The sequence below is a fragment of the Sorangium sp. So ce1504 genome (assembly GCF_051521635.1).
Classification (GTDB): domain Bacteria; phylum Myxococcota_A; class Polyangia; order Polyangiales; family Polyangiaceae; genus Sorangium; species Sorangium cellulosum_B.
Window position 1 is genome coordinate 1,365,088 of sequence record NZ_CP150365.1, and the last position, 21,665, is coordinate 1,386,752.

19 protein-coding genes and 1 pseudogene are annotated in these 21,665 nt (G+C 73.0%); 3 read left to right on the top strand and 17 right to left on the bottom strand.

Annotation, left to right across the window (positions count from 1 at the left end; translation table 11 throughout):
- Nucleotides 1-78: 78 nt before the first annotated feature.
- From WMF39_RS05090 to WMF39_RS05145, 12 genes are all read right to left on the bottom strand, one after another.
- Nucleotides 79-1,224 (bottom strand): hypothetical protein, encoded by a 1,146-nt coding sequence (locus WMF39_RS05090; RefSeq protein ID WP_437744418.1) that lies wholly within the window; start codon nucleotides 1,222-1,224, stop codon nucleotides 79-81.
- On the bottom strand, nucleotides 1,224-1,400 hold the full coding sequence (locus tag WMF39_RS05095; RefSeq protein ID WP_437744419.1) for a hypothetical protein: 177 nt from the start codon (nucleotides 1,398-1,400) through the stop codon (nucleotides 1,224-1,226). The genes WMF39_RS05090 and WMF39_RS05095 overlap by 1 nt, the downstream gene beginning before the upstream one ends.
- A 202-nt stretch (nucleotides 1,401-1,602) precedes the next feature.
- A complete protein-coding gene (locus tag WMF39_RS05100; protein WP_437744420.1) occupies nucleotides 1,603-2,700 on the bottom strand; it encodes a metallophosphoesterase in 1,098 nt (365 codons plus the stop codon).
- A gap of 82 nt (nucleotides 2,701-2,782) precedes the next feature.
- Nucleotides 2,783-3,328 (bottom strand): DUF1232 domain-containing protein, encoded by a 546-nt coding sequence (locus tag WMF39_RS05105; protein WP_437715874.1) that lies wholly within the window; start codon nucleotides 3,326-3,328, stop codon nucleotides 2,783-2,785.
- A gap of 220 nt (nucleotides 3,329-3,548) precedes the next feature.
- The gene (locus WMF39_RS05110) at nucleotides 3,549-4,643 is read right to left on the bottom strand and encodes a hypothetical protein (RefSeq protein WP_437744421.1); all 1,095 of its coding nucleotides are present in this window, start codon (nucleotides 4,641-4,643) and stop codon (nucleotides 3,549-3,551) included.
- 47 nt (nucleotides 4,644-4,690) lie between these two features.
- Nucleotides 4,691-5,770 carry a dipeptidase gene (locus WMF39_RS05115; RefSeq protein ID WP_437744422.1) on the bottom strand — a complete coding sequence of 360 codons (1,080 nt, stop codon included), beginning with the start codon at nucleotides 5,768-5,770 and terminating at the stop codon, nucleotides 4,691-4,693.
- A 4-nt stretch (nucleotides 5,771-5,774) separates the two neighbouring features.
- Nucleotides 5,775-7,112 (bottom strand): protein kinase domain-containing protein, encoded by a 1,338-nt coding sequence (locus WMF39_RS05120; protein WP_437744423.1) that lies wholly within the window; start codon nucleotides 7,110-7,112, stop codon nucleotides 5,775-5,777.
- Nucleotides 7,113-7,243: 131 nt separating this feature from the next.
- The gene (locus WMF39_RS05125; RefSeq protein ID WP_437744424.1) at nucleotides 7,244-9,838 is read right to left on the bottom strand and encodes a transglycosylase SLT domain-containing protein; all 2,595 of its coding nucleotides are present in this window, start codon (nucleotides 9,836-9,838) and stop codon (nucleotides 7,244-7,246) included.
- 138 nt (nucleotides 9,839-9,976) lie between these two features.
- On the bottom strand, nucleotides 9,977-10,378 hold the full coding sequence (locus tag WMF39_RS05130) for a c-type cytochrome (RefSeq protein WP_437744425.1): 402 nt from the start codon (nucleotides 10,376-10,378) through the stop codon (nucleotides 9,977-9,979).
- Nucleotides 10,379-10,737: 359 nt separating this feature from the next.
- Nucleotides 10,738-12,192 (bottom strand): sensor histidine kinase, encoded by a 1,455-nt coding sequence (locus tag WMF39_RS05135; RefSeq protein WP_437744426.1) that lies wholly within the window; start codon nucleotides 12,190-12,192, stop codon nucleotides 10,738-10,740.
- A 234-nt stretch (nucleotides 12,193-12,426) separates the two neighbouring features.
- The gene (locus tag WMF39_RS05140) at nucleotides 12,427-12,891 is read right to left on the bottom strand and encodes an SRPBCC family protein (protein ID WP_437744427.1); all 465 of its coding nucleotides are present in this window, start codon (nucleotides 12,889-12,891) and stop codon (nucleotides 12,427-12,429) included.
- Between the two features lie 173 nt (nucleotides 12,892-13,064).
- Nucleotides 13,065-14,348 carry a SprT-like domain-containing protein gene (locus tag WMF39_RS05145; RefSeq protein ID WP_437744428.1) on the bottom strand — a complete coding sequence of 428 codons (1,284 nt, stop codon included), beginning with the start codon at nucleotides 14,346-14,348 and terminating at the stop codon, nucleotides 13,065-13,067.
- 153 nt (nucleotides 14,349-14,501) lie between these two features.
- On the opposite strand from WMF39_RS05145, the gene WMF39_RS05150 reads away from it, so the two are divergent.
- Together WMF39_RS05150 and WMF39_RS05155 are read left to right on the top strand one after the other, a co-directional pair.
- A complete protein-coding gene (locus tag WMF39_RS05150; protein ID WP_437744429.1) occupies nucleotides 14,502-16,562 on the top strand; it encodes a sulfatase-like hydrolase/transferase in 2,061 nt (686 codons plus the stop codon).
- Nucleotides 16,563-16,567: 5 nt separating this feature from the next.
- A complete protein-coding gene (locus tag WMF39_RS05155) occupies nucleotides 16,568-18,583 on the top strand; it encodes a sulfatase-like hydrolase/transferase (protein WP_437744430.1) in 2,016 nt (671 codons plus the stop codon).
- Nucleotides 18,584-18,605: 22 nt separating this feature from the next.
- Here WMF39_RS05155 and WMF39_RS05160 read toward each other — a convergent pair whose 3' ends face one another.
- The 4 genes and pseudogenes from WMF39_RS05160 to WMF39_RS05175 form a co-directional block, all read right to left on the bottom strand.
- Complete coding sequence (locus WMF39_RS05160) at nucleotides 18,606-18,977, bottom strand: hypothetical protein (RefSeq protein WP_437744431.1); 372 nt, start codon at nucleotides 18,975-18,977, stop codon at nucleotides 18,606-18,608.
- On the bottom strand, nucleotides 18,974-19,465 hold the full coding sequence (locus WMF39_RS05165; protein ID WP_437744432.1) for an AAA family ATPase: 492 nt from the start codon (nucleotides 19,463-19,465) through the stop codon (nucleotides 18,974-18,976). The genes WMF39_RS05160 and WMF39_RS05165 overlap by 4 nt, the downstream gene beginning before the upstream one ends.
- Nucleotides 19,466-19,674: 209 nt before the next feature.
- Nucleotides 19,675-19,746, bottom strand: a pseudogene (locus WMF39_RS05170) (AAA family ATPase); the annotation flags it as partial.
- Between the two features lie 159 nt (nucleotides 19,747-19,905).
- On the bottom strand, nucleotides 19,906-20,193 hold the full coding sequence (locus WMF39_RS05175; RefSeq protein WP_437744433.1) for a LysR substrate-binding domain-containing protein: 288 nt from the start codon (nucleotides 20,191-20,193) through the stop codon (nucleotides 19,906-19,908).
- Between the two features lie 281 nt (nucleotides 20,194-20,474).
- On the opposite strand from WMF39_RS05175, the gene WMF39_RS05180 reads away from it, so the two are divergent.
- On the top strand, nucleotides 20,475-21,068 hold the full coding sequence (locus tag WMF39_RS05180) for a Uma2 family endonuclease (protein ID WP_437744434.1): 594 nt from the start codon (nucleotides 20,475-20,477) through the stop codon (nucleotides 21,066-21,068).
- A 40-nt stretch (nucleotides 21,069-21,108) separates the two neighbouring features.
- Here the strand turns inward: WMF39_RS05180 and WMF39_RS05185 are convergent, their stop codons facing one another.
- Nucleotides 21,109-21,621: a DUF1993 domain-containing protein gene (locus WMF39_RS05185; protein ID WP_437744435.1), complete on the bottom strand. Its 513-nt coding sequence runs from the start codon at nucleotides 21,619-21,621 to the stop codon at nucleotides 21,109-21,111.
- Nucleotides 21,622-21,665: the final 44 nt, after the last annotated feature.

Below are 21,665 nucleotides of genomic sequence, written 5' to 3' on the forward strand. Positions count from 1 at the left end.
CGCGCCCGCAGGCCCGCGGGCGAGGCGGGCCTCCCTCGCCAGGGGAGGGACGGGCTACCTCATGCGCGCAGGCGGCGGTCAGTCAAGGAACAATCGCTGCCGCAGGAGCCGGCCGCCCGCCAGGTGGATGGCGTCCTCGTCGGGCAGCGGGTCGTCCGGGCCTGGCAGCGCGTCGGGGTGGCCGACAACCAGGACGACCTCGCAGGGACCCACCACGACGTCCCGGAACAGCTCCTCGCGCGTGCCCGAGATGCTCGCGCCGCCGACGCCGTCCAGCGCCAGCTCCACGGACCACGGGCGCGCGCTCCCGCCCTGCACCAGAAAGGCCCTTACCGCGACCGGCGCCGGCACGCGCGTGCCGGGCGAGAGCGCGATCGTGAGCCTTTTGCCCCTGCCGACGTGGCGCGGGGTGCCCGGCCCGCGATCGCCCTGCTGCGGGCCGTCGCCGAGGATCGTCGTCGCGAGCGTGTAGTCGGGGAGCGGGGCGGCGCCCGGCGCGAACGGCGCGGGCCGCAGCGCGAGCAGCGACACGAGCGCCGCCGACACGACCCAGCCGACCACACCCACGGCCGCCCGGGCCCGCGCCGCCGGAGTCGTCCGCCGCGCGCTCCGCCGCTCGACGACCAGCTCGGGGTGCGGCAGGCCCTTGCGCGGCGGCCTGGCGAGGGCGTCCGCGCCGTCCTGCGCGCGCTGGGCAGGCTGCCCGGGCGCCGCGCTCGAGCGCGCATCACGCGGCGGCTCCGATGTCCCGGGCGGCACCGATTCGCCGTCGATCGCGCGACAGACCGGCGCGTCCGTGGTGGACGGCGCGCTCGTCCCGCTGAGCGAGTCGGCGTCCGCGCCCAGCGGCGCGGCATCGGCGACGTCGCTCGCCTCCTCCGCGTCGCAGTCCCACTCCTCGGGGCACCGGAAGCGGATCCCCGACTTCCGATCGACCGCTGGACGCGCCTGCGGAGACGGCGCGGGCGCACCGCCGCGCGGCTCCCGGAGCTGGGCGAGGAGCTGGTCGGCGAGCCGGGCGCGGGTCTCGTCGTCGAGGGGCGGCCGGACTTCGCGCTCCTCACGCTCGGCGATCGAGCGCGCCGCGGTGTTCGCGGCGTCTCCCGGAGCGTCTTGCGCGTCCTCCGGGCGCGTCTCTTCGGCGAGCCTGCGCCAGCGCGGATCGGTCGTCGGATCCCGCTGGGCGATGCGCGTCAGGGCGCGCAGCAGCTCGTCGTCGTCCATCAGCCGCTCCCCGCGTCGAGCCACGCGGTACAGCGCTCGCCCCGCCGGCACCGGCTCAGGAGCGCGGGCGCAGCACGGGGGACCGGAAGGGGGGGGCGCCGCTCGCCGAGCGTCAGGGTAGGCACCCCGTCGCTCAGATTCGCCTCGTGGATCAGCGCGAGCGGTCGCTCGGGCATCTGATTCCCTTCCCCTGGGGATCGAAGAACCCCAGTTTGCTGTTCACGTTATCCGGTCTTCGCGGCGCGCGTCAATGCGCTGGTGGGCGCGCCCGGGGGCTTCTCCCCCTGGCACCTGTCGGCGTGGTCGTGAACGTGGACGTGGTCGTTGACGACACGCGATCGCATTGCGGACGGCGCCGATATTTTCTCACAATTGCGTCTATTTTTTCGGTTTGGCCGCGTTGGGTGCGCTGGTCGCATCGGTTCCGCCAGACGCGTCGGCCGCCTCGGTCGCCTTGGCTGCGTCGGCCGTCAAGACGCGCACGGTGTCACCGACAATCTCCAGCGCTGCTGGTTTTCCGCCGTAATGCGACGCCATGCCGACGTCGATCCGCCAGATCTTGTCGCCGCAGGCCGACGTGACGCCGCGCTTCTGGACCGTGTGGCCCACGACCATGCGCTTCGCGGACATCGCCGCGAGGGTCTGGTCCAGCGCCGCGCAGGGGGGCGACCCCGGGGCCGGCGGCGGCTCGCTCGAGTAGAGGCGCGCCCACACCGGGCTGTCCTCGGCCGCGATCACGGCCGGCGCGGAGGGGCTCTTCCCCTCCATCCACGCGCGCACCTCGCGGTTGATCCGCGCGATGCCGTAGCGCGTGTGGGCCGGGAGCACGCCGCCGTGCGCGAAGACCGTGTCGCCGACCGCGATGATCACGTCGCGCGCCGCGAGCCTCCTGGCGTAGAGACCGCCGGGGGCGAACGCGGCGGCGCGGGCTCGCGCGGGGGGCGGCACCGGCGCGAGGCGGGGGCCCGACGCGTCGAGCCCGGGCACGTCCTCGAAGTCCTTGAAGCCGCCCTCGGTGACGTAGCGGAAATCGAGCTGGACGTTCATGACCTCGTGGTTGCCGTTCAGCGCGTACACGACGCCGCCGGCGGCGCGCGCCTCGACGGCGAGGCGATCGAAGAGGTCGACGATCTCCTGCTCGCCGTCGCCGCGGTCGAGCTCGTCGCCCGTCTGCACGAGCACGAGCTTGCCGCCGATCCAGCGATCCGCGCCGTCGATCGCGCCCGCGATCCGCAGGGCCGCGCGCGTTGCCGCGAGGTCGCCGTGGACGTCGCCGATGGCGACCACGCGATCGGCGGCCGGGTAGGCGTAGGAGCGATCCGCGTCGGGCGGCGGCGCGGGCGGGGCTCCTGTCGAGCGAGAAGGCGGAGAGGTGGCAGCAGCCGGGCTGTGCGCCGTCGAGGCGGGTCGGTCGGCGTCGCAGCCCGCGGCGAGCAGTGCGGCGAGCAGCGCGGTGAGGCGGGGAGCGGCTGACATCGGACGCGATCCTCCGGGGGATGATCGGGGGTGTACCATGGCGAGCGGTGGACGCGCCGCGGCGGCGCCTCGACGCGCGCGATCAGGCCGGGAGCTTGGCGGAGAGGAATGATTTCAGCTTGATCAGATTCTTCGCGTCACGGCTGAAGCTCGGTGCCGTGTAGCTCGACGCCCAGCCGGTGATCTCGTGCATGAACGAGGTGCGGACCTGCTCGTCGCTCAGGATGTCGTCGACGGTGCGGCCGCGCGCGGCGCCCTTCTCCAGCGAGCGCACGTAGCCCTTGAGCCGGGCGTAGTCGCCGCCGAGCAGCTCGGCGATGAGCTCCGCGTCGCGGGCGAGCCGCGCGAGGGCCGGCGCCTGATCGCGCAGCTCAGGGCTCTCCGCCGCGGCGAAGGACGCCGCGACGCGCAGCACGAAGGCGTCGTCGAGGAAGCCGAGATCCTCGATGCCGTCCGGGATGAGGTCGAGCGACTTGAAGAGGTAGTTGAGGCCCCCCGCGAGCGAGCGGCGCGTGGCCTCCGGGCTCTCCGGCGAGGCGAGCAGGCCCGCCAGATCCGTGGCGTCCGAGGCGAGGCTGCGCAGCCACTCGGGGAACGTGTCGAGACAGCGGTCGTCGAGATCGGTCATGGGATCCTCCCGGCGGGAGCGCGAGGGTAGTCCGAGGGGCGCGGCGCCGTCCATGCCATCCATGCAGGCGAAGGCGCTCGGCGCCGCTTCGGGCGCCGGGCGCTGCGACCAGGACATCGTTGCCGGCGCGAGCGCGCGTCGCCGGCGCGGGCGCGCGTCGATCGGGGCTCGCGGGCGGCGCGCCGCGCAGCGCGCGCGCTCTGCCGCGGCAGCCCCGCGATCATCCGTCCGTCAGCCCGATGCGCCCCGTGACGCTCGCGCTCGCGCGCACGCTCGCCTGGATGCGCGCCGACGCGCTCTTCGAGGCCTCGGCCGCCCCGGTGACGCACGCGAGCGCGCGCGCTCCCGCGTCGCCCACGATCCGCGGGAGCGCGGCGCCGACCTGGACCACCGTCTGGGCGTCGCCGAGGAGCCGGCGGCCGAGCGCCACCTCGGCGTGCAGCAACGCCGGCAGGTTGGCCTGCAGCGTCGCCGCGAGCCGCGCGGCCATCTCGCCGCCCTGCACCACGCGCACCTGGACCCGCGTGGGCGTGCAGGCCGCGTGGACGGCCGCGTGCGCGCGGCAGCACGCCTCGCACTCGGCGTCGCCGCTCGGGGGCCACTCCACCCAGGAGCACTGCGGCGCCTGCCAGGTGCCCTCGCAGCGCGCGTGGCACGTGGCGTCGCAGCCGCCGTCGCACTCGCCGTCGCACTGCCCCACGCAGCGGCCCTGCGCGTCGTAGGCGGAGCACTGCCCCCGGCACTGCCCGGTGCAGCGCCCGTCGCACCGCCCGTCGCAGCGGCCCTGGCAGTGGCCGGAGAGCCGCGCGGGCTCGCAGTACGCCACGATCTGCCCTGGAGCCAGCTGCACGTTGCACGAGCCGCTGCACTGCGCGCCGTTCGCCTCGCAGGCCGGCCGCCTCAGCGTGACCCCTACCCCGGCGCCCTGGAGCAGGATGGCGTCGATCGCCGCCGAGACCGGGCCGCAGGCGCCGCTGGCCTGGCCCCCCGCCTCGTCGCGCGGCGCCATCTGCGCGGGGGGTATCCCGAGATCCGCGCCCATCCGGCGGCACGCGCCGGCCACCTGCGCCTCGATTGCGGCCGACACGGCCGCCATGTCCTTGGCGGCCTGCACGAACGTCCTCACCTTCGCGTTCGCCCGGGCGTCCGCGGAGAGCTGGGCCCCGAGGACGTCGCCCGGGCCGCGCAGCTCGGGGCAGACGGCCTCGCCGGCGCCCTCGACGCGCGGGAGCTCGGCGCAGCTCGGGCCGGCGATGGACGCGAGGAGCGCGAGGGCGAGAAGCCCTCGCGCCGACCGGGCGACTCCCCTGCGCATGCGTGGCCTTTACCACGAGCGCGCGGGCGGCGCGCCGCGGCCTTCGGCTACGGGCGCGCGCCGCCGGCCGCGCTCGCGCTCTTCGCATCCATCGCCGGCCGCCAGCCGAGGATGCGCAGCGCGTTCTGCGCGAAGATCTTCACCACGTCCTCGCGCGACATGCCGCGCTGCCTGAGCCGCGCGGCGAGCGCCGGCAGCGCCGACGCGTCGTCGAGCCCCCTCGGCGGGACGATGCCGCCGTCGAAATCCGAGCCGATCGCGACGTGATCGACGCCGGCCACGCGGACCATGTGATCGACCTGCGCGACCACGTCGTCGACGTCCGCCTCGCTCGTGCCGTTCACGAAGGGGGCGTGGAAGTTGAGCCCCGCGACCCCGCCGCTCCGCGCGATGAGCCGCAGCTGCTCGTCCGTCAGGTTGCGCGGCCGGTTCGCCACCGCGCGCGCGTTCGAGTGGGTCGCGACGATCGGCGCGCCGTGCGCCGCGGCGATCGGGACGAGATCCGCGAACGCGGCGTCCGAGATGTGCGAGACGTCGATCAGGGCGCCCTGGTCGTAGACGCGCTCGCAGAACCGCTTGCCGAGCTCGGTCAGCCCGTACGCCGCCGGCTCGCCGGTCGCGGACGACGAGAGCCGCGTGTTCTTCGCGTGGTTCGGGCTGATGAGCCGCACGCCGCGCGCGATGAAGCGGTCGATCTGCGCGATGTCCGCCGCGAACGCGCCGGCCCCCTCGATCGAGAGGAAGGTGCTGATCTTCCCCGGCTCGGCCCGCGCCGCGCCGAGCGGGAGGAGCACGGGGTTCGCGGCGATGATCGCCTCGATCGTCGCGAGGACCGCGCTGGCGTCCTCGATCTGCGGGCCCTCGGGGCGCGCCTGGTCGGGCAGGTAGATCGGCAGCACGATGCCGAGGTAGTGGCCCGCGACGAGCGTCTCCCTGCGGGCGTGGCCTTCGCCGAGGCGCCTGTCGCGCCCCTTGAAGTGGACCTGCCAGGGCACGTCGACGTGCAGATCGACGACCGGCACGGGGGGCTCCGCGGGCGGGTCGCCGAGCGTGGGCCGCGGCGCGCCCAGGGCGCCGGCGGCGCAGGTGACGGCGAGCAGGGCGCGGACGCGGGCGCTTCCGTTCATGCGCTCACCCGCTCACCAGCACGCCCAGCGCGAAGCCGACGCCGAGGCACACGAGCCCGATGAGCCCCACGAGCCACCAGGCAGCGCCCTCCGAGCCCCCGCCCTCGGCGGCCAGGGGGACGTCCACGACCCGCACGTCGTAATGGCCGCCCGTGAGCGTCGGCACGCCGGCGGGCTGCTGCGCGCTGATGTGGGTTGGCCTGGCCGAGAAGGTCGCCGTGGGCGCCACCGACGGGGACGCCTGGACGGGCGGCGCTGACGTGCGCGGCGGGGGCACCGTCGGGATCCTGGACGCGACCGGCGGCACGCTCTGCACCGGCTGCGTGATGTTCTGCGGCGGTGGCGCCATGTTCTGCGGCGACTGCGTCGCGTTCTGAAGCGGCTGCGGCGGCGGCAGCGAGGGCAGCTGGTGCGTCAGCGCGGGCGACGCCGGCGCGTCGGGCCGCGCGCTGGGCGTCGCGATGCCCGTGCGGTGCGCGATGGCGCCCAGCGTCTGCGCCATCTCCTCGGCCGTCTGGAAGCGCCCGGCCACGTCCTTGCAGAGGGCGCGCTGGAAGAAGAGGCCCCAGGCCGCGAGGTGGGGCGCGACCTGCTCGATCGGGCGCACCTCCTTGGCGAGCACGGCGGTGAGCCGCGCGAACTCGTTCTCGGCTGGGAACGGCTGCGTCGCCGTGAGCATCTCGTAGAAGATCACGCCGACGCTCCAGAGATCGGCGCGCGCGTCGACGCCCTGCGCGTTCTTGATCTGCTCGGGGCTCATGTAGCCGGGCGTCCCGAGGAGCGTGCCAGCGCGGGTCTTCAGGCCCATTCCGCCGGCCGCGTCCATCACCTTCGCGATGCCGAAGTCGAGCACCTTCACGCGGAAGCCCCCGCGCGGATCGCGGATGAGGAACAGGTTCTCGGGCTTCAGATCGCGGTGGATCACCTTGTGGCTGTGCGCCGCCATGAGCGCCTGGAGCACCTCGTGGATGATCGGCACGGCCTGTTGCGGGGGGATCGGGTTGCCCGTGTCGATGTACGCGGCGAGCGGGACGCCCTGCAGGAGCTCCATGACGAGGTAGGGCGTGCCGTCCTCGGCGCGGGTCGCCTCGAAGACCGAGGCGATGTTCTGGTGGACGAACCCCCTCGTCGCCTCCGCCTCGGCGAAGAAGCGGTGGAGGACCTGCTCCTCCTGCGTGAACTCGGGGTGGAGCACCTTGATCGCCCGCTTGCCCTCGCCGCGAAGGCTCTCGGCCTCGTAGACCGCGCCCATGCCCCCCTCGCCGAGGAGACGCAGGATCCGGAAGCGCCCGCTGAGCACGGCGCCCACGAGCTGATGGGAAGGGCTCGATGGGTCGATCACACGCGGACTCTACCAAAGCTTCACCGCGGCCCGCTCGCCGAAACCTCGGCGGCGTTTGGCTTCCGGTTCCGCCGGCGCTTCGGCGTGCGGCTCCGCCGGCGCTTCGGCGTGCGGCTCCGCCGGCGCGGGTGTCAGGGCGCGGCGTTCGCCACGGCCGAGCGCGCGGCCGGGCTCGCGGGCAGCGGCGTCCGCAGGGCCTCGCCCGGCTGAGCGCCGGCGTAGAGGAGCTCGTAGACGGCGAGGCTCGTCATCACGCGCTTCGTGTAGAGCCGCGTCTCCTCGTACGGGATGCGCTCGACCCACAGGTCGAAGCTCTGCGAGGGGCGCTCCGCGATCCATCGCTTCGGCGCGCCGCCCCCCGCGTTGTAGGCGGGGATCGCCAGCAGGGGGTTGTCCGAGAACTGGCCGCGCAGCTGCGAGAGGTAACGGCAGCCGAGCGCGATGTTCACCTCGGGGCGCTTCAGCGCGTCGGCGCTCCACGGCAGCCCGAGCGGCTTGGCCACCCGCTTCGCGGTCGGCACGATGAGCTGCATCAGCCCGAACGCCTGGGCCGGCGAGGCCACCCTCGGGTCGAAGGCCGACTCTTCGCGCATGATCGCGTAGGCGAGGGCCTCGGGGATCCCGCTCCGCTTGGTCTCCGCGGCGACGAGGCCGGAGAAGGGGCGCGGGTAGGCGAGCTCCCAGGCGCCGCGCCAGCGCCCGACCGGGTAGTGATCGACCCACTCGCCCGCGAGCTCGACGGCCGCCGGCGCCGCCATGGCGGTGCGCAGGATGCTGTACGACTGCGGCAGCGCGCCCGAGCGCGCGAGCAGGAACGCCGAGGCCCACATCACCTCGCGCGGCGCCGTCTTGCCCCCGACGCCGAGCAGGTCGAGCTCGCGCCGCGCGAGCTTCGCTTCCCCCTGGCGCGCGAGCTCGACCGCGCGCGTGAACGCGGGTTGCGCGAAGAGCGGGCTCCTGAGCTCGGTGTACGGCGCGCTCGCGTCGCGCTCCAGGGCCGCGGACAGGGCGCGCTGGGCGGCGGCGGGGTCCACGTCGGCGAGCCGCGCGTGGGAGAGCGCCATGTAGAAAGAGAGCGGGTAATCGCGGATCACCTGCTCGAGCAGCGCCTTCCCCTTGTCGGGCGAGCCCGTCTCGATGTGGGCGCGCCCGAGGTAATAGGGGAGCCTGCCGGCGGCGTGGTACGCGCGTTCGTGCGGGAACCGCTCGAGCGCGCGCTCGAGCGGCCTGACCGCGCCCGCCCAGTCGCCGCGCTCCATCTCGAAGAGCGCGAGCTCGAACAGGCCGTCGGCGACCATGTCACCCGACGGGTAATCGTCGGGCATGGCGGTGAGCAGCTGCACGAACTGCGCCTGGTCCCCGAGCCCGAGCAGCGCGCGCGCGCCGAGGTAGCGCGCGTCGTCCGCGAGCCGGTGATCCGGGTATTCCTTCTCGAGCAGCGCGAAGCGCGCGGCCGCCTCGGCGTGCCGATCGACGCGGAGCGACGCGCGCCCGGCGTTGTAGAGGGTCTCGGGCCGCCGCGGGGCGGGCGCCCCGGCTGCGGCGGGCGCCCCGGCTGCGGCGGGCGCGCTCGCACCTGCAGCGGTGGGCGCGACGCCTGCAGCGGTGGGCGCAACGCCTGCAGCGGCGGGCGCCGCCGGCCCGCAGCGCTCGATCGCCGTGCCGAAGAGGTCGGCGGCCTCGGCCCGCCGCCGGAGGCGCCCGAGCGCCTCGCCGCGCGCGGCGAACGCGTCGCAGGCGAAGGCCGAGGGCGCCTGCGCCTCGGGGAGGGCGATCAGCGCGTCGGTGACGGCGAGCGCTTCCTTGTCCTGGCGCGAGGCGAGCAAGGCACGCGCGCGGGCGAGCAGATCGGCGGGGCCCAGGTCGAGGAACGGCTTGCGCCGCGCGAACGGCAGCGTCGACAGGGCCTGGTCCTGGATCTCCTTCGCCTCCCCGGCGCCGGCGCCGCCCGGCGCCTCGTCGATGACGCGCCGGGTGACACGGATCGCCTCCTCGGCGTGGTCTTCGCTCGGGTGGCGGAGCAGCGCGCGCGCGAAGCGGAGCGCCTCGGGCACCCACGTCGACGCCGGCCAGCTGCGGGCGAGGTACGCGCGCCAGCGCGCGGCCGCGCCCTCGATGTCGCCCTTGTCGGCGAGCGCGCCGGCGACGATGCGATCGAGCTCGTCGGCGATCGCGACGTCCGACGCGACGGCGCGCGCGCGCTCGAGCGCCGCGTCGGGCTGCCCCGCCCTGGCGAGGAGATCGGCCGCCGCGAACCTCGCGTGATCCGCGAGCGGCCCGCCCGCCGCCGCGGCGGCGTCGTACTCCTTCGCCGCGCCCACGGGATCGCCCGCGAGGGCGCGCAGCCGCCCGAGCTGGTAGCGGAACGCCGCTGCGTCCGCGGGCGACAGGGGCGCCGAGAGCGCCTGGGCCATCGCCGCGGCCGCGCCTGCGTACGCCTCCTGCTCGACGAGCTTCTGCACCTGCGCGAGCCGCGGGTCGTCCAGCACGAGGGTGAGGCGCTCGGGGTCGAACGCCGGCGCCTCGCCCGGCGTGCCCGGGACGACGGGCCCCGCCGGCGCCGCGCTCGGCGGGGGCGCCGGCTGCGGGCAGAGCGGCGGGCAGGCCGCCGCCCCGCGCTGCGCGGGGGGCGCGCCGGCGCACGAGGCGCCGAGCGACGCGGTCAGCGCGAGCGTGGCGGCCAGCGCGAGCGCGGCGGCCCCGGAGCGGGCATCCAGCCTGAACATGCCTGCACCATACTCCGGATCGCGCGGTCGCACAGCGATCGAGGCGAGCGGCGCATCTGCGAGCCGCCGGCGCGCCCTCTCGTGAGCTGGCGCGCCGGCGTTCGGACGTGAGAAGCGGGCGTGGCGGGGGGCGCGGCGTTACTGGGCCGCGTCGCAGGCGAGGAAGACCCGGATGGACTCGATCGTGTCGTCCGAGAGCTTCGCGCCGATGGGCATCCCGTCCCCGCCATTCGCGCCGCCGATCCGGATCTCCTTGAGGATCTCCGCCGCCTCGGCGGTGACGCTGGCGGGGTCGTCGACGTTGACATCCTCCGGAGCGCCGATGCGCGACGCGCCCTCCGAGGTCGACAAGTGACAGGGCACGCACTGGTCCTGGAGCGCCTGGTAGCCCGCCTCCGCCTGCGCGGTCGAGTCGGGCGGACACTCACCGAGCGGCGATCCCCCGGAGGTATCGCCGCCGCCGTCATCGCCGCCGCAACCTTGGAGAGCGCCCATGACAAAGGGCGCGAAGCAGAGCAAGAGCATCGTACGAACGGGCATCAAAGCACCTCAACAGCTTGTTTAGGGAAGGGGAGCGAGCCGGAGTCGAGCCTCCAGCCATGCAGGCCGGCCGGGCGCTGCGCGCCGATGGTGCCTGGGGCTGCGCACCGGGTCAACAAAGACGGATCGGCGTGGACTGAAGGGGACCGGGGTCGTCCGAGGGGGCAACCGCGTACAAGTTCGAGGCGCGGTGGGTCTGCTCGGCGGCAGCCTCGTGCGAGGGGAGGCGCCGCCGGCCCCGTTCGGATAGGGCGGCACCTGCGGCGCGTCCGGGACCGGCGTGTCGAGCACGATCTCGGCGCCTCTCTTTTTTCGCAAGCGCATCCTCACGTCGCTCGCGGAGCGCAGCCTCCCGGAGGTCATGCGGTGGAGCTCGGGCCGATTTCGGGCGCGTGCGCTGCCTCGCTGCTCGCTCTGGGCAGCTCGAACCAAAAGAGGCTCCCCTTGCCCACGACCGTGCGGAGCCCCACGCGGCCGCCGTGCGCCTCGGTCAAGCGTTTGACGGTGGCGAGGCCCAGGCCCAGACCCGGCACTCGAGCGCCTTGCGCTCGGACATGAGGCTCGAACACCATCTGCTCCAGGGCCGGCGCGACGCCGGGCCCCGTGTCCTCCACCTCGATCCGCACAGCTTCTCTCGCGTCGATCACCCGGATCACGACGCGACAGACCGCCGCGTCGCCGAGGTACTTGAGCGCGTTGCGGGTCAGGTTGGCGAGGATGCTGGTCAGCACGCCGGGGCTCGCGGCCACCGCGCACGGGGCGAAGGGCTCGACGCGGAGCTCCGCGCCGAGCTCCACCGCGACAGGAGCGAGCTCGACCATGAGATCGTCGATGATGGGGTGCACCTCGGCGCGCGCGCCTGGCTCCGGACTCGCGCCCGCGCGAGCAAACGCCAGCAGCCCGTCGGTCATGCGCTTGACGCGCAGGATGGCCTGCCGGCCCCGTTCGAGCCCTTTTCGTGCCGGATCTCCCTCGCCGCACCGCCGCAAGGCGAGGTCGAGCGCGAGCGCAACCGCGCCGAGGGGGCTGAGCACGTCGTGCGCGACCCGGCCGGCGAACTGCTCGAGCTCATCCGCTCGACGCTCCAGGACCACGCCTTGCTGCCAGAGCAGCCTCACGTGGCGCCGGACCTGCACGGCGGCCGCCGCGCAGGCCAGCAGCGCGAACGTCACGCTCGCCGTGTTGAGCACGAGCGCGGTCCGACGGGAGCGAACGCGGTTGGCTGCGATCTCGATCGCCAGACGGCGTGCCTGCCGGGCGTTGAGCTCGATGCTGGCCATCACGGCGTCGTTCGTCGAGTTGAAGTCCGCCCGCAGCGCGCCGTCCACGAGCTGGTTGGCCTCGTCCGGATGGCCGTTCGCCACCAGCGAGAGGACCCGATCGGTGTCCTGATCGAGCTTGCCGAGCGCCTGCGCGACGGTCTGCCATTGCTTGAGCTCGCCCGGGTAGACGGGCATGCCGAGGTAGACGTCGATGCTCCGGGATAGATTGTCGCGCGCCTCGTCGAGCTCGTGGCGGTCGCGCGGGCGGCCCAGCGCGGCGTCGTTGACGAGGTCGCTCAGGAGCGCCTGGGTATGCCTCAGCTCGGCGCGCGCGGCCGCCAGGTGCATGATGCTCGGCGTGGCGTTCTCCGCCAAGCTCATGGCCGCCGCGTCGATCTCGGCGGCTCGGTGCTCCGCGTAGCCGGCGGAGATCACGAAGCTCGCGATGGCGACGAAGAAGGCCGCAAACAGCGACAGCAGGATAGACGGCAGCCGCTCGAGCATAAGAGAAGACTTCGCTCTCGCCGGGTCCTTCCTCCGTCGCATCGCCATGCCGGGATGCTGTTCCGCCGTCCGCCCGAGCGCAACGCGGGAAGTACGCCGGAGCCGTGGCGGATCACCCTCGCTGCATCAGCGGATGTCCCCCAGGCTCGTGTCGAGGGAGGATGAGATAACCACGATTACGCTGGTGAGCGCTGGTCGGCCTTGGTGCCCTGAGCGCGATCGAACGAGCTTGGTGAACACCGATGAGGCCCCCGGAGAGGGTGTTCGTGGGGCGGCGCAGCGCTAGCTCGCCCGCCGCCGCTCCAGGTGCGTCTTCATGGCCTTGAGATCCCCGTGCACCGCCTTCTTGAAGCTGCCAATGAACAGCCGCCCCAGCGCCTCCATGAACCAGCCCATCCCGGCGATCTCGCCCTCCATCTTGAGCAGCGTGCCGGCGCCCTCGGGCTCGAAGACATACCGGAAGCGGTAGGCCCCCCGCCCCGTGGTGCCCTTTTGCCCGTCGACGAAGAGGTCCAGACGCCTGCCTGGCTCCGCCGCCGTGACCTCGAACAGCTCGGTCGATTCCTTGCCGAACATCTTGCGGGTCTCACGCCACATCGCGCCCTTGCCGACGACGGCGCCCGTGAGCTTCTCTACCCGCACGAAATTGGGCATCCAGTCGCCGAACGCGTCGATGTCGGTCGCGAGCCGGAAGACGTCCTCGGGCGATGCATCGAAGCGCTCTTCAATGGTGAACAGGAGCGGCATCTCGTTCTTCTCCTAGGCTTTTCCGCGCGCCGCGCCATCGTGCCGGAACCGATCCTTCTCCGTCAACGAGCGCGTCGAGCGTGCGCCGCGGCCGAGACGCTGGCGCTCCGCCATCTCGCATCGTCCGGCTTCCGTCCGAGCTCCTCGCGCGGCCCGGATCCGGAGTCGCGAGCTCAGCCCTTCTTGCCCGGCGGCAGCAGCATGCCCCGGTTGCCGGTCGCCCCCTGCATCGGGCGGTGCAGGACGATCTTTCGCCCTGCCTCGCGCCCGTGCGCGTGCGCCGCCGTCCGCTGGTTGCCCGCGTGGCGCAGGTGCTGCACGTGCGGGTGGCGCGTCCGATAGTAGCCGTCCAGATCGGCGTCCCTCACCCAGACGAGCCCCTGCTCGACGGACACCTTCCGCTCCGCGTTCAGCTTCTCGAGGAACCCGAGCATCACCCCGGCCTGGTAGGTCCGCCGGTCCTTGTTGCCCTTCACCCCTTGGGTCCGCTTGTGCTCGTTCCACAGCTGCTCGGCCGTGTGGTGCAGGAACGCGTGCACGTAGGCCGCCATCTCCAGGTTCGCCGGCGTCCCGCAGATCTCGAGGACGCTGCCCCGCTTGCCCTCGAGCGGCACGTAGACGGGCACCCAGATCGCCTCGACGAAGAAGTGCTTCCCCAGGATGCCGCCGACGATCCGCTCGGTCTCGCCCACGCGCCCGCTCGGCGCGCCGAGGTGGCGGAAGCCGTACTGCCGCGCGGTGCGCGCCTTCGCGACGTCGAGGTTGTACTTCAGCATCAGCCGCTGCGCGGCGCTCATCGCCGCCTGCGCCTCGTTCGCGTTCGGGCTGTCGGCGAGCGCGAGCAGCCGCGCGATGCGATCGAGGATCCGGGCGTCCACGCTCGCCTCCGACGCGCCCGCGTCGCCGCCGCGCGCGGCCCCGCCAGGATCCGCCGGCGAGCGCCCCGCGGCCGGCATCCCGGCCGCCGTCCCGTCGATGCCGAGGCGCGTGCACACCTCGCGGAACGCCGGCCCGTGCGCCGCCTCGTCCCTGACGCCCAGCACCTCGTGCACGTACTGGTGCGCCATCTCGTGCTTCAGCACCTCGATCACGACGCCCCACGGCTGCGTCAGGACGAGCGGCCGCGAGATCTCGATCGCGCGCGTCTCCGAGATCCACCGCCCGAGCCGGCTCGCGGCGTCGGACAGCTCGATGGACGCAGAGCGCAGCTTCCGCCGGAAATGCGTGTAGTTCAGGCTCTGGTAGGCCGCCATGAGCTCGCGCACGAGCGCGGCCTCCAGCTCGGCGCTGAGCCTGGCCGCCGTCTCGAGCGGCGACTCGGGCGCGGGCGCGCCCGGCGACGGCCTCGCCTCAGGCTCCGCGGGGGCCTCGGTCGACGCGGGTTCGGCCGGCGGCGCCCCGGCCCCGGAGGCCTGCTGCGCGCCGGGCATCCCGTTCAGGAAGAGCTGCTCCGCCATGCGAACGCCTCCATGGCACGCCTCGCGCGGCGGTCGAAGGGTTTTCTCGTATCCCGGGCGGGCAATCCCGGCCGGCGCCGTCACCTCGATGCCACCGAGCCGCCTCAGAAACGTTCCCGATACGCCACGTCCTCGGTAAACTCGCGCGCCTCCGTGCTCCGCTCCAAGGCGCTCAACGATCCACGGCCGGTCGAGGCCGACGCCGCAAGCCGCTCGTCCCGCGGCTTCGCCCGCGATCTGGGCGCAGATCGCGCCGCGGCGCGCGCGCGGCTGCGCGCCGTCGCCCGCGCCCGCCGCCGCTACGGCCGCCTGTTCCTCGCGCTCCCGCTGCTCCTCATCGTGGTGGCGGACGTCCTCCTCCGCGGCGATCGCCTGCTCGATCTGGGCGGGAAGCACATCGCGAGCTACCTCGGCGCGATGGTCGAGAGCGCCGCGCTCTGGGGGCTCCTGCTCTTCGCGGCCTCGTCGCGGCGGGGCGCGTCGCGGTGGCTCGCGGCGCTGCTCTTCGTGGCGCTCGCGACGCTGTCGCTCGGCGGCCAGCTCTACTTCCACCGCCAGTACGCGACGTACCTCAACCTCGACGCGACGCTCTTCGGGACCTCGCTCTCGGCCAGCCTCTTCGGCCAGCTCCGGGCCGACGGCGAGAACTTCTTCCGCTCGGTCCTCCCGCCGCTCCTGCTCGCGATCGCGCTCGTGTGGCTGGGCCGGCGGATCGTGCGGCCAGGCCGCACGGCGTGGGCCCGCGCCGCCCGCCTCGCCGCGCCCGCGGTCGTGGTGGCCGCGTTCGTCCTGCCGTGCTCCTACCGCACGGTGCAGGCCTCCACGCCCGACGTCATCTACTTCCACGCGATCGGCGGCCTGCTCAAGGAGCTCGCCGGCGTCCAGACCACGGCGCAGGTGCGCCCCGGGCTCCGCACGCCGCCCTCGCTGCCGCCTGTCACCCCGCGGCCGGGCCCGCGGCGCAACGTCCTCTTCATCCTGACCGAGAGCGTGCGCGCCGACGCGACGTGCTCGGCGCGCGCGCCCGTCGGCGTCGGGGTCGCCGCCGGCGAGGCGCCCGTCGCGTGCCCCGGCACGCCGCGCATCGACGCCGCAGTCCCCGACCGGCTGCCGCTCACGCAGATGCGCTCGAACGCCTCGACGACGGCGATCGGGCTCGCGGTGCTCTGGTCCGGCCTCCAGCCGGTCGCGACCCGCGAGGCGCTCCACACGGCGCCGCTCGTCTTCGACTACGCGCACGCCGCCGGCTTCGACAGCGCTTACTGGACGAGCCACCACATGATGTTCGCCAACTCGCGCCTCTACGTGCAGGACCTGCCGGTCTCGCACCAGTGCGGCGCGACCGAGCTCGATCCGCTCGCCGACATCGATCTCGGGGCCGACGACCGGCTGCTCTCGGCGCACGTCCGGTCCGAGGTGCTCTCGCTGCGCGAGCCGTTCCTCGCGGTCGCGCACTTCGGGAACACCCACGTCCCCTACCTGGTCGATCCGGAGGACGCGCCGTTCCAGCCCGCCCTCGAGAGCAAGGCGCCGGACGACAACGAGGCGTACCGCAACTTCTACAGGAACGCGGTCTACCGTCAGGACGCGGCCATCGCGGAGCTCATCCGCTTCGTCCGCAGCTCTCCGGTCGGCGAGCGCACGGTCATCGTCTTCACGTCCGACCACGGCGAGGCGTTCCGGGAGCACGGCCAGCTCGGCCACACGGGCTCGATCCTCGACGAGGAGATCCGGGTGCCCGGATGGGTCGACGCTCCGCCGGGCACCCTCACGGCCGCGGAGGAGGGCGCGCTGCGCGCGGCCCGGGACGAGCCCGTCTTCCACACCGACGTGGCGCCGACCCTGCTCGACCTGATGGGCCTCTGGGAGGAGCCTGCGCTCGCGGGGTACCGGGCGGCGATGGTCGGGCACAGCCTGCTCCGGCCGTCGCCGGGGCCGGCGGCGCTGGCGCTCACGAACTGCACCGGGATCTGGGGCTGCGCGTTCAAGAACTGGGGGATGATGCGCGGCAACATGAAGCTCGAATCCCGCGCCTGGGACACCGCCTGGCACTGTTACGACGTGCTCGCCGACCCCCGCGAGCAGCGCGACCTCGGGCCCGCCGCCTGCGGCGACCTGCCCCGGCTCGCGGACGCCCTCTACGGCGGTCCCGCCGGCAGCGTCGACGTCCCCGCCCACCTCCGCGACCTCGCGGTCGGGCCTCGCCACGACTGATCCGGATGACCCAGGACATCGACCGACAGGGCGGCGCGCTCGCCGAGCCGCCCACGTCCCCCGCCATCCGCCCCGCGCGCGCGGACGATCGCGCCGCCCGTGCCCGCGTCCGCCCGCGCGCTGCGCGGAGGGCCGCGCTCCGCCGCGGCCGCCTGATCAGCGCTGCCCTCCTGGCCTCGCCGGCGCTCTGGATCCTCGTCGCCGACGTGCTGCGCCGGGCCCGCCACATGACCACGTTCGATCGGCCGCACGCCGCGGGGTACGCCGCGACCGTGGCGGCGTCGCTGGGGTTCTGGGGCCTCTTGCTCTACGTCGCCTCGGGCCGCCGCGGCGCGGCGCGCGGCGCCGTGGGCGCGCTGTTCGTCGCGCTCTTCACGCTCGCGTGCGGCGTCCAGGGGGGCTTCCACGCCCTCTACAACATCTACTGTTCGGTCGACTCCCAGATCCACTCCCAGTCGATCCCCTGGTCGATCGTGGGCACGCTCCCGCTCGGGCACCCGCGCGTGATCGCCCACTTCGCGGTCGCGCTCGGGCTCGCCCTTGGGGCGCTCCGGCTCTCCCGACGGCTCGTGCGCCCCCGGCGGCTCAGGCGGCGCCTCGCCGCCGCGGTCGTGCCGCTCGCGCTGGCCGGCGTGGCGATGATCCCGGTGAGCTACCGGGTGATCCAGTCGTCGTCGGCCGACATGATCTACTTCCACGGCATCACCGCCGTGGTGAAGGAGCACCTCGGCGTCACGAACGACTCACCGGATCTGCGGGTGCAGCGCCGCAACCCGGAGCGCGTGCCGCGGCTCTCGGCGCGGCCTGCGCGGCCGCGGAACGTGGTGCTCATCCTGCAGGAGAGCCAGCGGGCGGACGTGACGTGCGTCGCGTATGACCCGGCCTGCGACAAGGCGACGCCGTTCTCCAACGCCGCCGCGCCCCGCCGCATGCCGCTCCTGCAGATGCGGGCCCACGACTCGACGACGGCCATCTCCATCTCGAACATCTGGTCCGGCGTCCCTCCGACGGAGAGCCTCGCGGTGCTCGGCGCTGCGCCGCTGCTCTGGGATTACGCCCACGCGGCCGGGTGGGACACCGCGTACTGGACGAGCCAGAACCTCATGTTCGGGAACGCCCGGCTCTACGTGCAAGACATCCCGGTCTCGCACCGGGCGGTCGCGACCCAGCTCGATCCGGGCGCCGACCTCGATTACGGCGCCTATGATCGGCAGCTCACGGATCGGGTGATCGAGGAGTGGGGCGAGCTCGTCGAGCCGTTCTTCGCGGTCGTCCATTACTCGAACGTCCATTTCCCGTACGTGAGCGATCCGCTCCACTCGCCGTTTCAACCGAGCGAGCTGACGAAGGCGCCCGAGAAGAACGAGCACTTCAAGAACTACTACAAGAACGTCGTTTACCTGTCGGACATGGCGGTTGGCCGGCTCATCGAGCACATCCGCGGGACGCCGAGCGGCGAGCGCACGGTCATCGTGTACACGTCGGATCATGGCGAGTCGTTCCGGGAGCACTGGCAGCTCGGCCACACGAGCTCGCTCTGGGACGAGGAGATCCTCGTCCCGACGTGGGTCGACGCGCCGGAGGGGACGCTCGCGCCGGAGGAGCGGGCGAGCATCGAGGGCGCGAAGGACACGTTCGTGTGGCACCTCGACCTGGCGCCGACGTTCCTCGATCTGATGGGCCTCTGGGACGAGCCGGGGCTCGATCCGTTCCGCCGGCGGATGATCGGGCACCCGTTGACGCGGCCGGAGCGCACGGTCGCGCCGATGCCGCTCACGAACTGCACGTGGGTGTGGGGCTGCGCGTTCCGCAACTGGGGGATGATGCAGGGGCCGATGAAGATCGAGGCGCGCGAGTGGGACGGCGAGTACCACTGCTTCAACGTGCTCGAGGACCCGCTGGAGCTGACCAACCTGGGAGAGCAGGCGTGCGCGCCGCTTCCCGACCTCGCGCGGGGGCTCTTCCACGAGATGCCGAACGTCACGCCGCCGGGGAGGCCGAAGGTCGACTGGGGCGGGTGAGCCTGTACGGGGCGCAGGGGCGCTACGCGCCGAGGCGCCGCTCGAGGTCCGCGATCTCCGGGCATTGCCAGGCGTTCTCGGCCAGAAAACGTTTTCCCGGGGGAAGCGCGGCGCTGGCCAGCGACTCCAGTCGATCGAGGGCCTCGCGCCGCCCCGGTTTGCCATCGCGATCGACGATGAGCAGGAAGCACTCGATCATCGCCTGGTAGCGCAGAAGTATCTCCTGGACGCGCTCCCACCGGAGCGCCTGGTCGACGCCGCCGAGGAGCGGATCGCGGCAGACGATCACCTTGGCTTTGCGGCCGATGGCCTCGAACATCTTCGTGATGATTGGCTCGAGGACGTATTGATCCTCGCGAAAGTCCTCGGGGATGATGAGCACGCGGTAGCTCACTGCGCGGCCTCGCCCGCGTCGTCGGCCATGAGCTCTACCATGTCTTCCAGCCACCCCGAGGCGTGGAGCCGAGCGAGGTCCTGCGTCTCGAGGACCCGGTTCAGATCGGGGAGGTCGACCACCTTGCGCACGCTGGACTCGTCGGCGCCGCGGAGCCGATAGATGAGGAGGGCGCTCGCCCTGGACTCGGGGCTCAGGAATCCGAGGAGCTGGGGCGAATGGGTCGTCGCGATGACCTGGACATCCCTGGTGCGACACTGTTGTTCGATGAGCTGCACGAGGAGGTGAAGGCGCGTCGGATGGATGCCGTTCTCGATCTCCTCGAAGAAGTAGAAGTGAGCGGAGTCGGTGTCGAGAAGAGCGGCGAGGATCGCGAGGAAGCGCAGCGTGCCGTCCGAGGCGCTGTAGGCCGAGATCCTGCGCCCGCCCTGCTCCACGAGGTGCACGAGGACGCGTCCCGAGAAATCCTGAGGGAATTCGAGATCCACGACATCGAGCGGCGTGAGCGCGCGGATCCATTCGAGGAGCGTGGCTCTCTTCTTTGGGTCCTGGGAGATCGCCTGCAGAACGGACGACAGGTTCTGCCGTACTTCTCGCCCAGGATCTCTGCCAGCGAGTAGCCGCGACCGATGCCGTGGAGAAAGCGGAACGCGTCGCGGAGTTTGCTCTTGCCCGAGGCGTTCGTCCCGACTAGCAGGGTGAAGGGTCCAAGCGGGATCGTCGCCTTCCGGAAGCTCTTGAAGTTCTCGAGCTCGATCGAGGTCAGCATGGGCTTTCCGGTTTAGTGTAGCCGCCGTTCCGCTCGCGCTCCGCCGAATCGCTCGACGGCGCGCCTGCGGCCCGGCCAAGCGTACGGGCTCCGGCCGCCAGGCGCACGCTCCCAGCCCTAGCGCCCCGCGGTGAGACCGAGCGAGGCCGCGCGCGGCGCTCAGCCCTCCTCCAGCAGCGCCGCCTGCACGGCCCGGAAGCGCGCGCTCTGCGCCGCGCCCTTGCGCCAGGCGAGGTGGATCGTGTTCCGGGCGCTCCGGCGCCCCTTGCCCGGCCGCGGCCCCACCACCACGACCTGCTTCGCCGCGACCGCCTCGGCGATGAAGTAGTTGGGCAGGACCGCGATCCCGACGCCCGCGATCACGAGCGCCAGCATCTCGTCGAGGCTCGTGATGCGGCAGGCGATCTTCGGCGGCAGCGGGCCTTCTTGCCGAACGAGGCCCGCCACCACGCGGCGTGCATCGCGAGATCCGCGTCGAAGACCACGAACCTGTGCTCCGCGAGCTCCCGCGCCGTCTCCGGGCGGCCGCGCGCTCCCAGCGTTGCGGGCGACGCGACCGCCGAGAACTCCTCGAGACGCTCGCGGCGCTCGCTGATCGCAAGGCGAGCGCACGCTGAGGGGGCGCCGAAACCGGGTCGGCTCCCCTGTGGCGCCAGGCTGTAAGATATTGAAATTGCTATGGAAAGCAAAGGGTCGCGACCCATTGTCGGAAGCGCTATGCTCGACGCGTGCCCACCGCTGCACAGAAGCCACACCCAGCCACGGTGGCGGATCTCCTGGCCATCCCCGAGGAGCAGCGCTTTCACGAGATCCTCGACGGCGAGCTCGTGCAGAAGGCCGTGCCTTCGTTCGAGCACGGCGACGCGCAGTCCGCCATCGTCGCGCACGTGAAGATCCCCTTCCAGCGGCGCCCCGGGGGCCGCTGGCCCGGAGGATGGTGGTTCGCCACGGAGATCGAGGTCGAGTTCATGCCGGACCAGGTGTACCGGCCTGACGTGGTCGGCTGGCGTCGCGAGCGCGCGCCGGAGCGGCCCAGCGGGTGCCCTGTCCGGCTCCGGCCCGACTGGGTCTGTGAGGTGCTCTCCCCGAGCAACGCGCGCAACGATACGGTCAAGAAGATGCGCGTTTACCAGCGCTGTCAGCTCCCCCATTACTGGATCGTCGATCCCCGGGAGGAGACGCTGACCGTGCACCGGTGGACCTCGGAGGGGTACCTGGTGGCGCTCCGCGCGGAGCGGGGCGAGCGCATCAGGGCCGAGCCGTTCGATGCGATCGAGCTTCAGGTCGGCGTGCTCTTCGGGGACGAGCGCGAGGACGACTGACGGTCGCCCGCCGCCTCCCCGCGGGGGAGGGCGGCCGCGGTCACAGGTCGCGGAGGTCGAGCGACCCGATGAAGTCGGACTTGCCGACGTCGAGCCCGTTGTGCCGCAGGATCGAGTACGCGGTGGTGGCGTGGAAGTAGAAGTTGGGGAGCGCGAACTCGAACACGAACGCCGGGGCCTTCATGCCCTTGCCCGGCAGGAAGAAGAGCGGAATCGTGCGGTCTTCCGCGCCCTTCAGCTGCTCCGGCTTCACCGCCTTCACCTGTTCGATCGCCTTGCCGATGCGCGCGCGCAGCTCCGCGAGCGTCTCGTCGCCCGTCTCGAGCTGCGGCGGCTCCCCGCCGGTGAGCAGCGCGCTCAGCCTCAGGGGCCAGGCGATGACGTTCTGGAGCTGACGCCTGAAGTTCCATTGATCGGGCGCGAGGCGCGCGGTGAGGAGCACCTCCGGATCGAACTTCTTCTGCTGTGCGTAGGCCTCCGCCTTGTCGAGCCAGACCAGCACCTGGCCGAGCATGCGAGTCATCTGGGGGAACGAGCTGTCGTAAAGGCTCATGATCTTCTCCTCGTCAGCAGGAACAGCCGGCGCCTCTGGTCCAC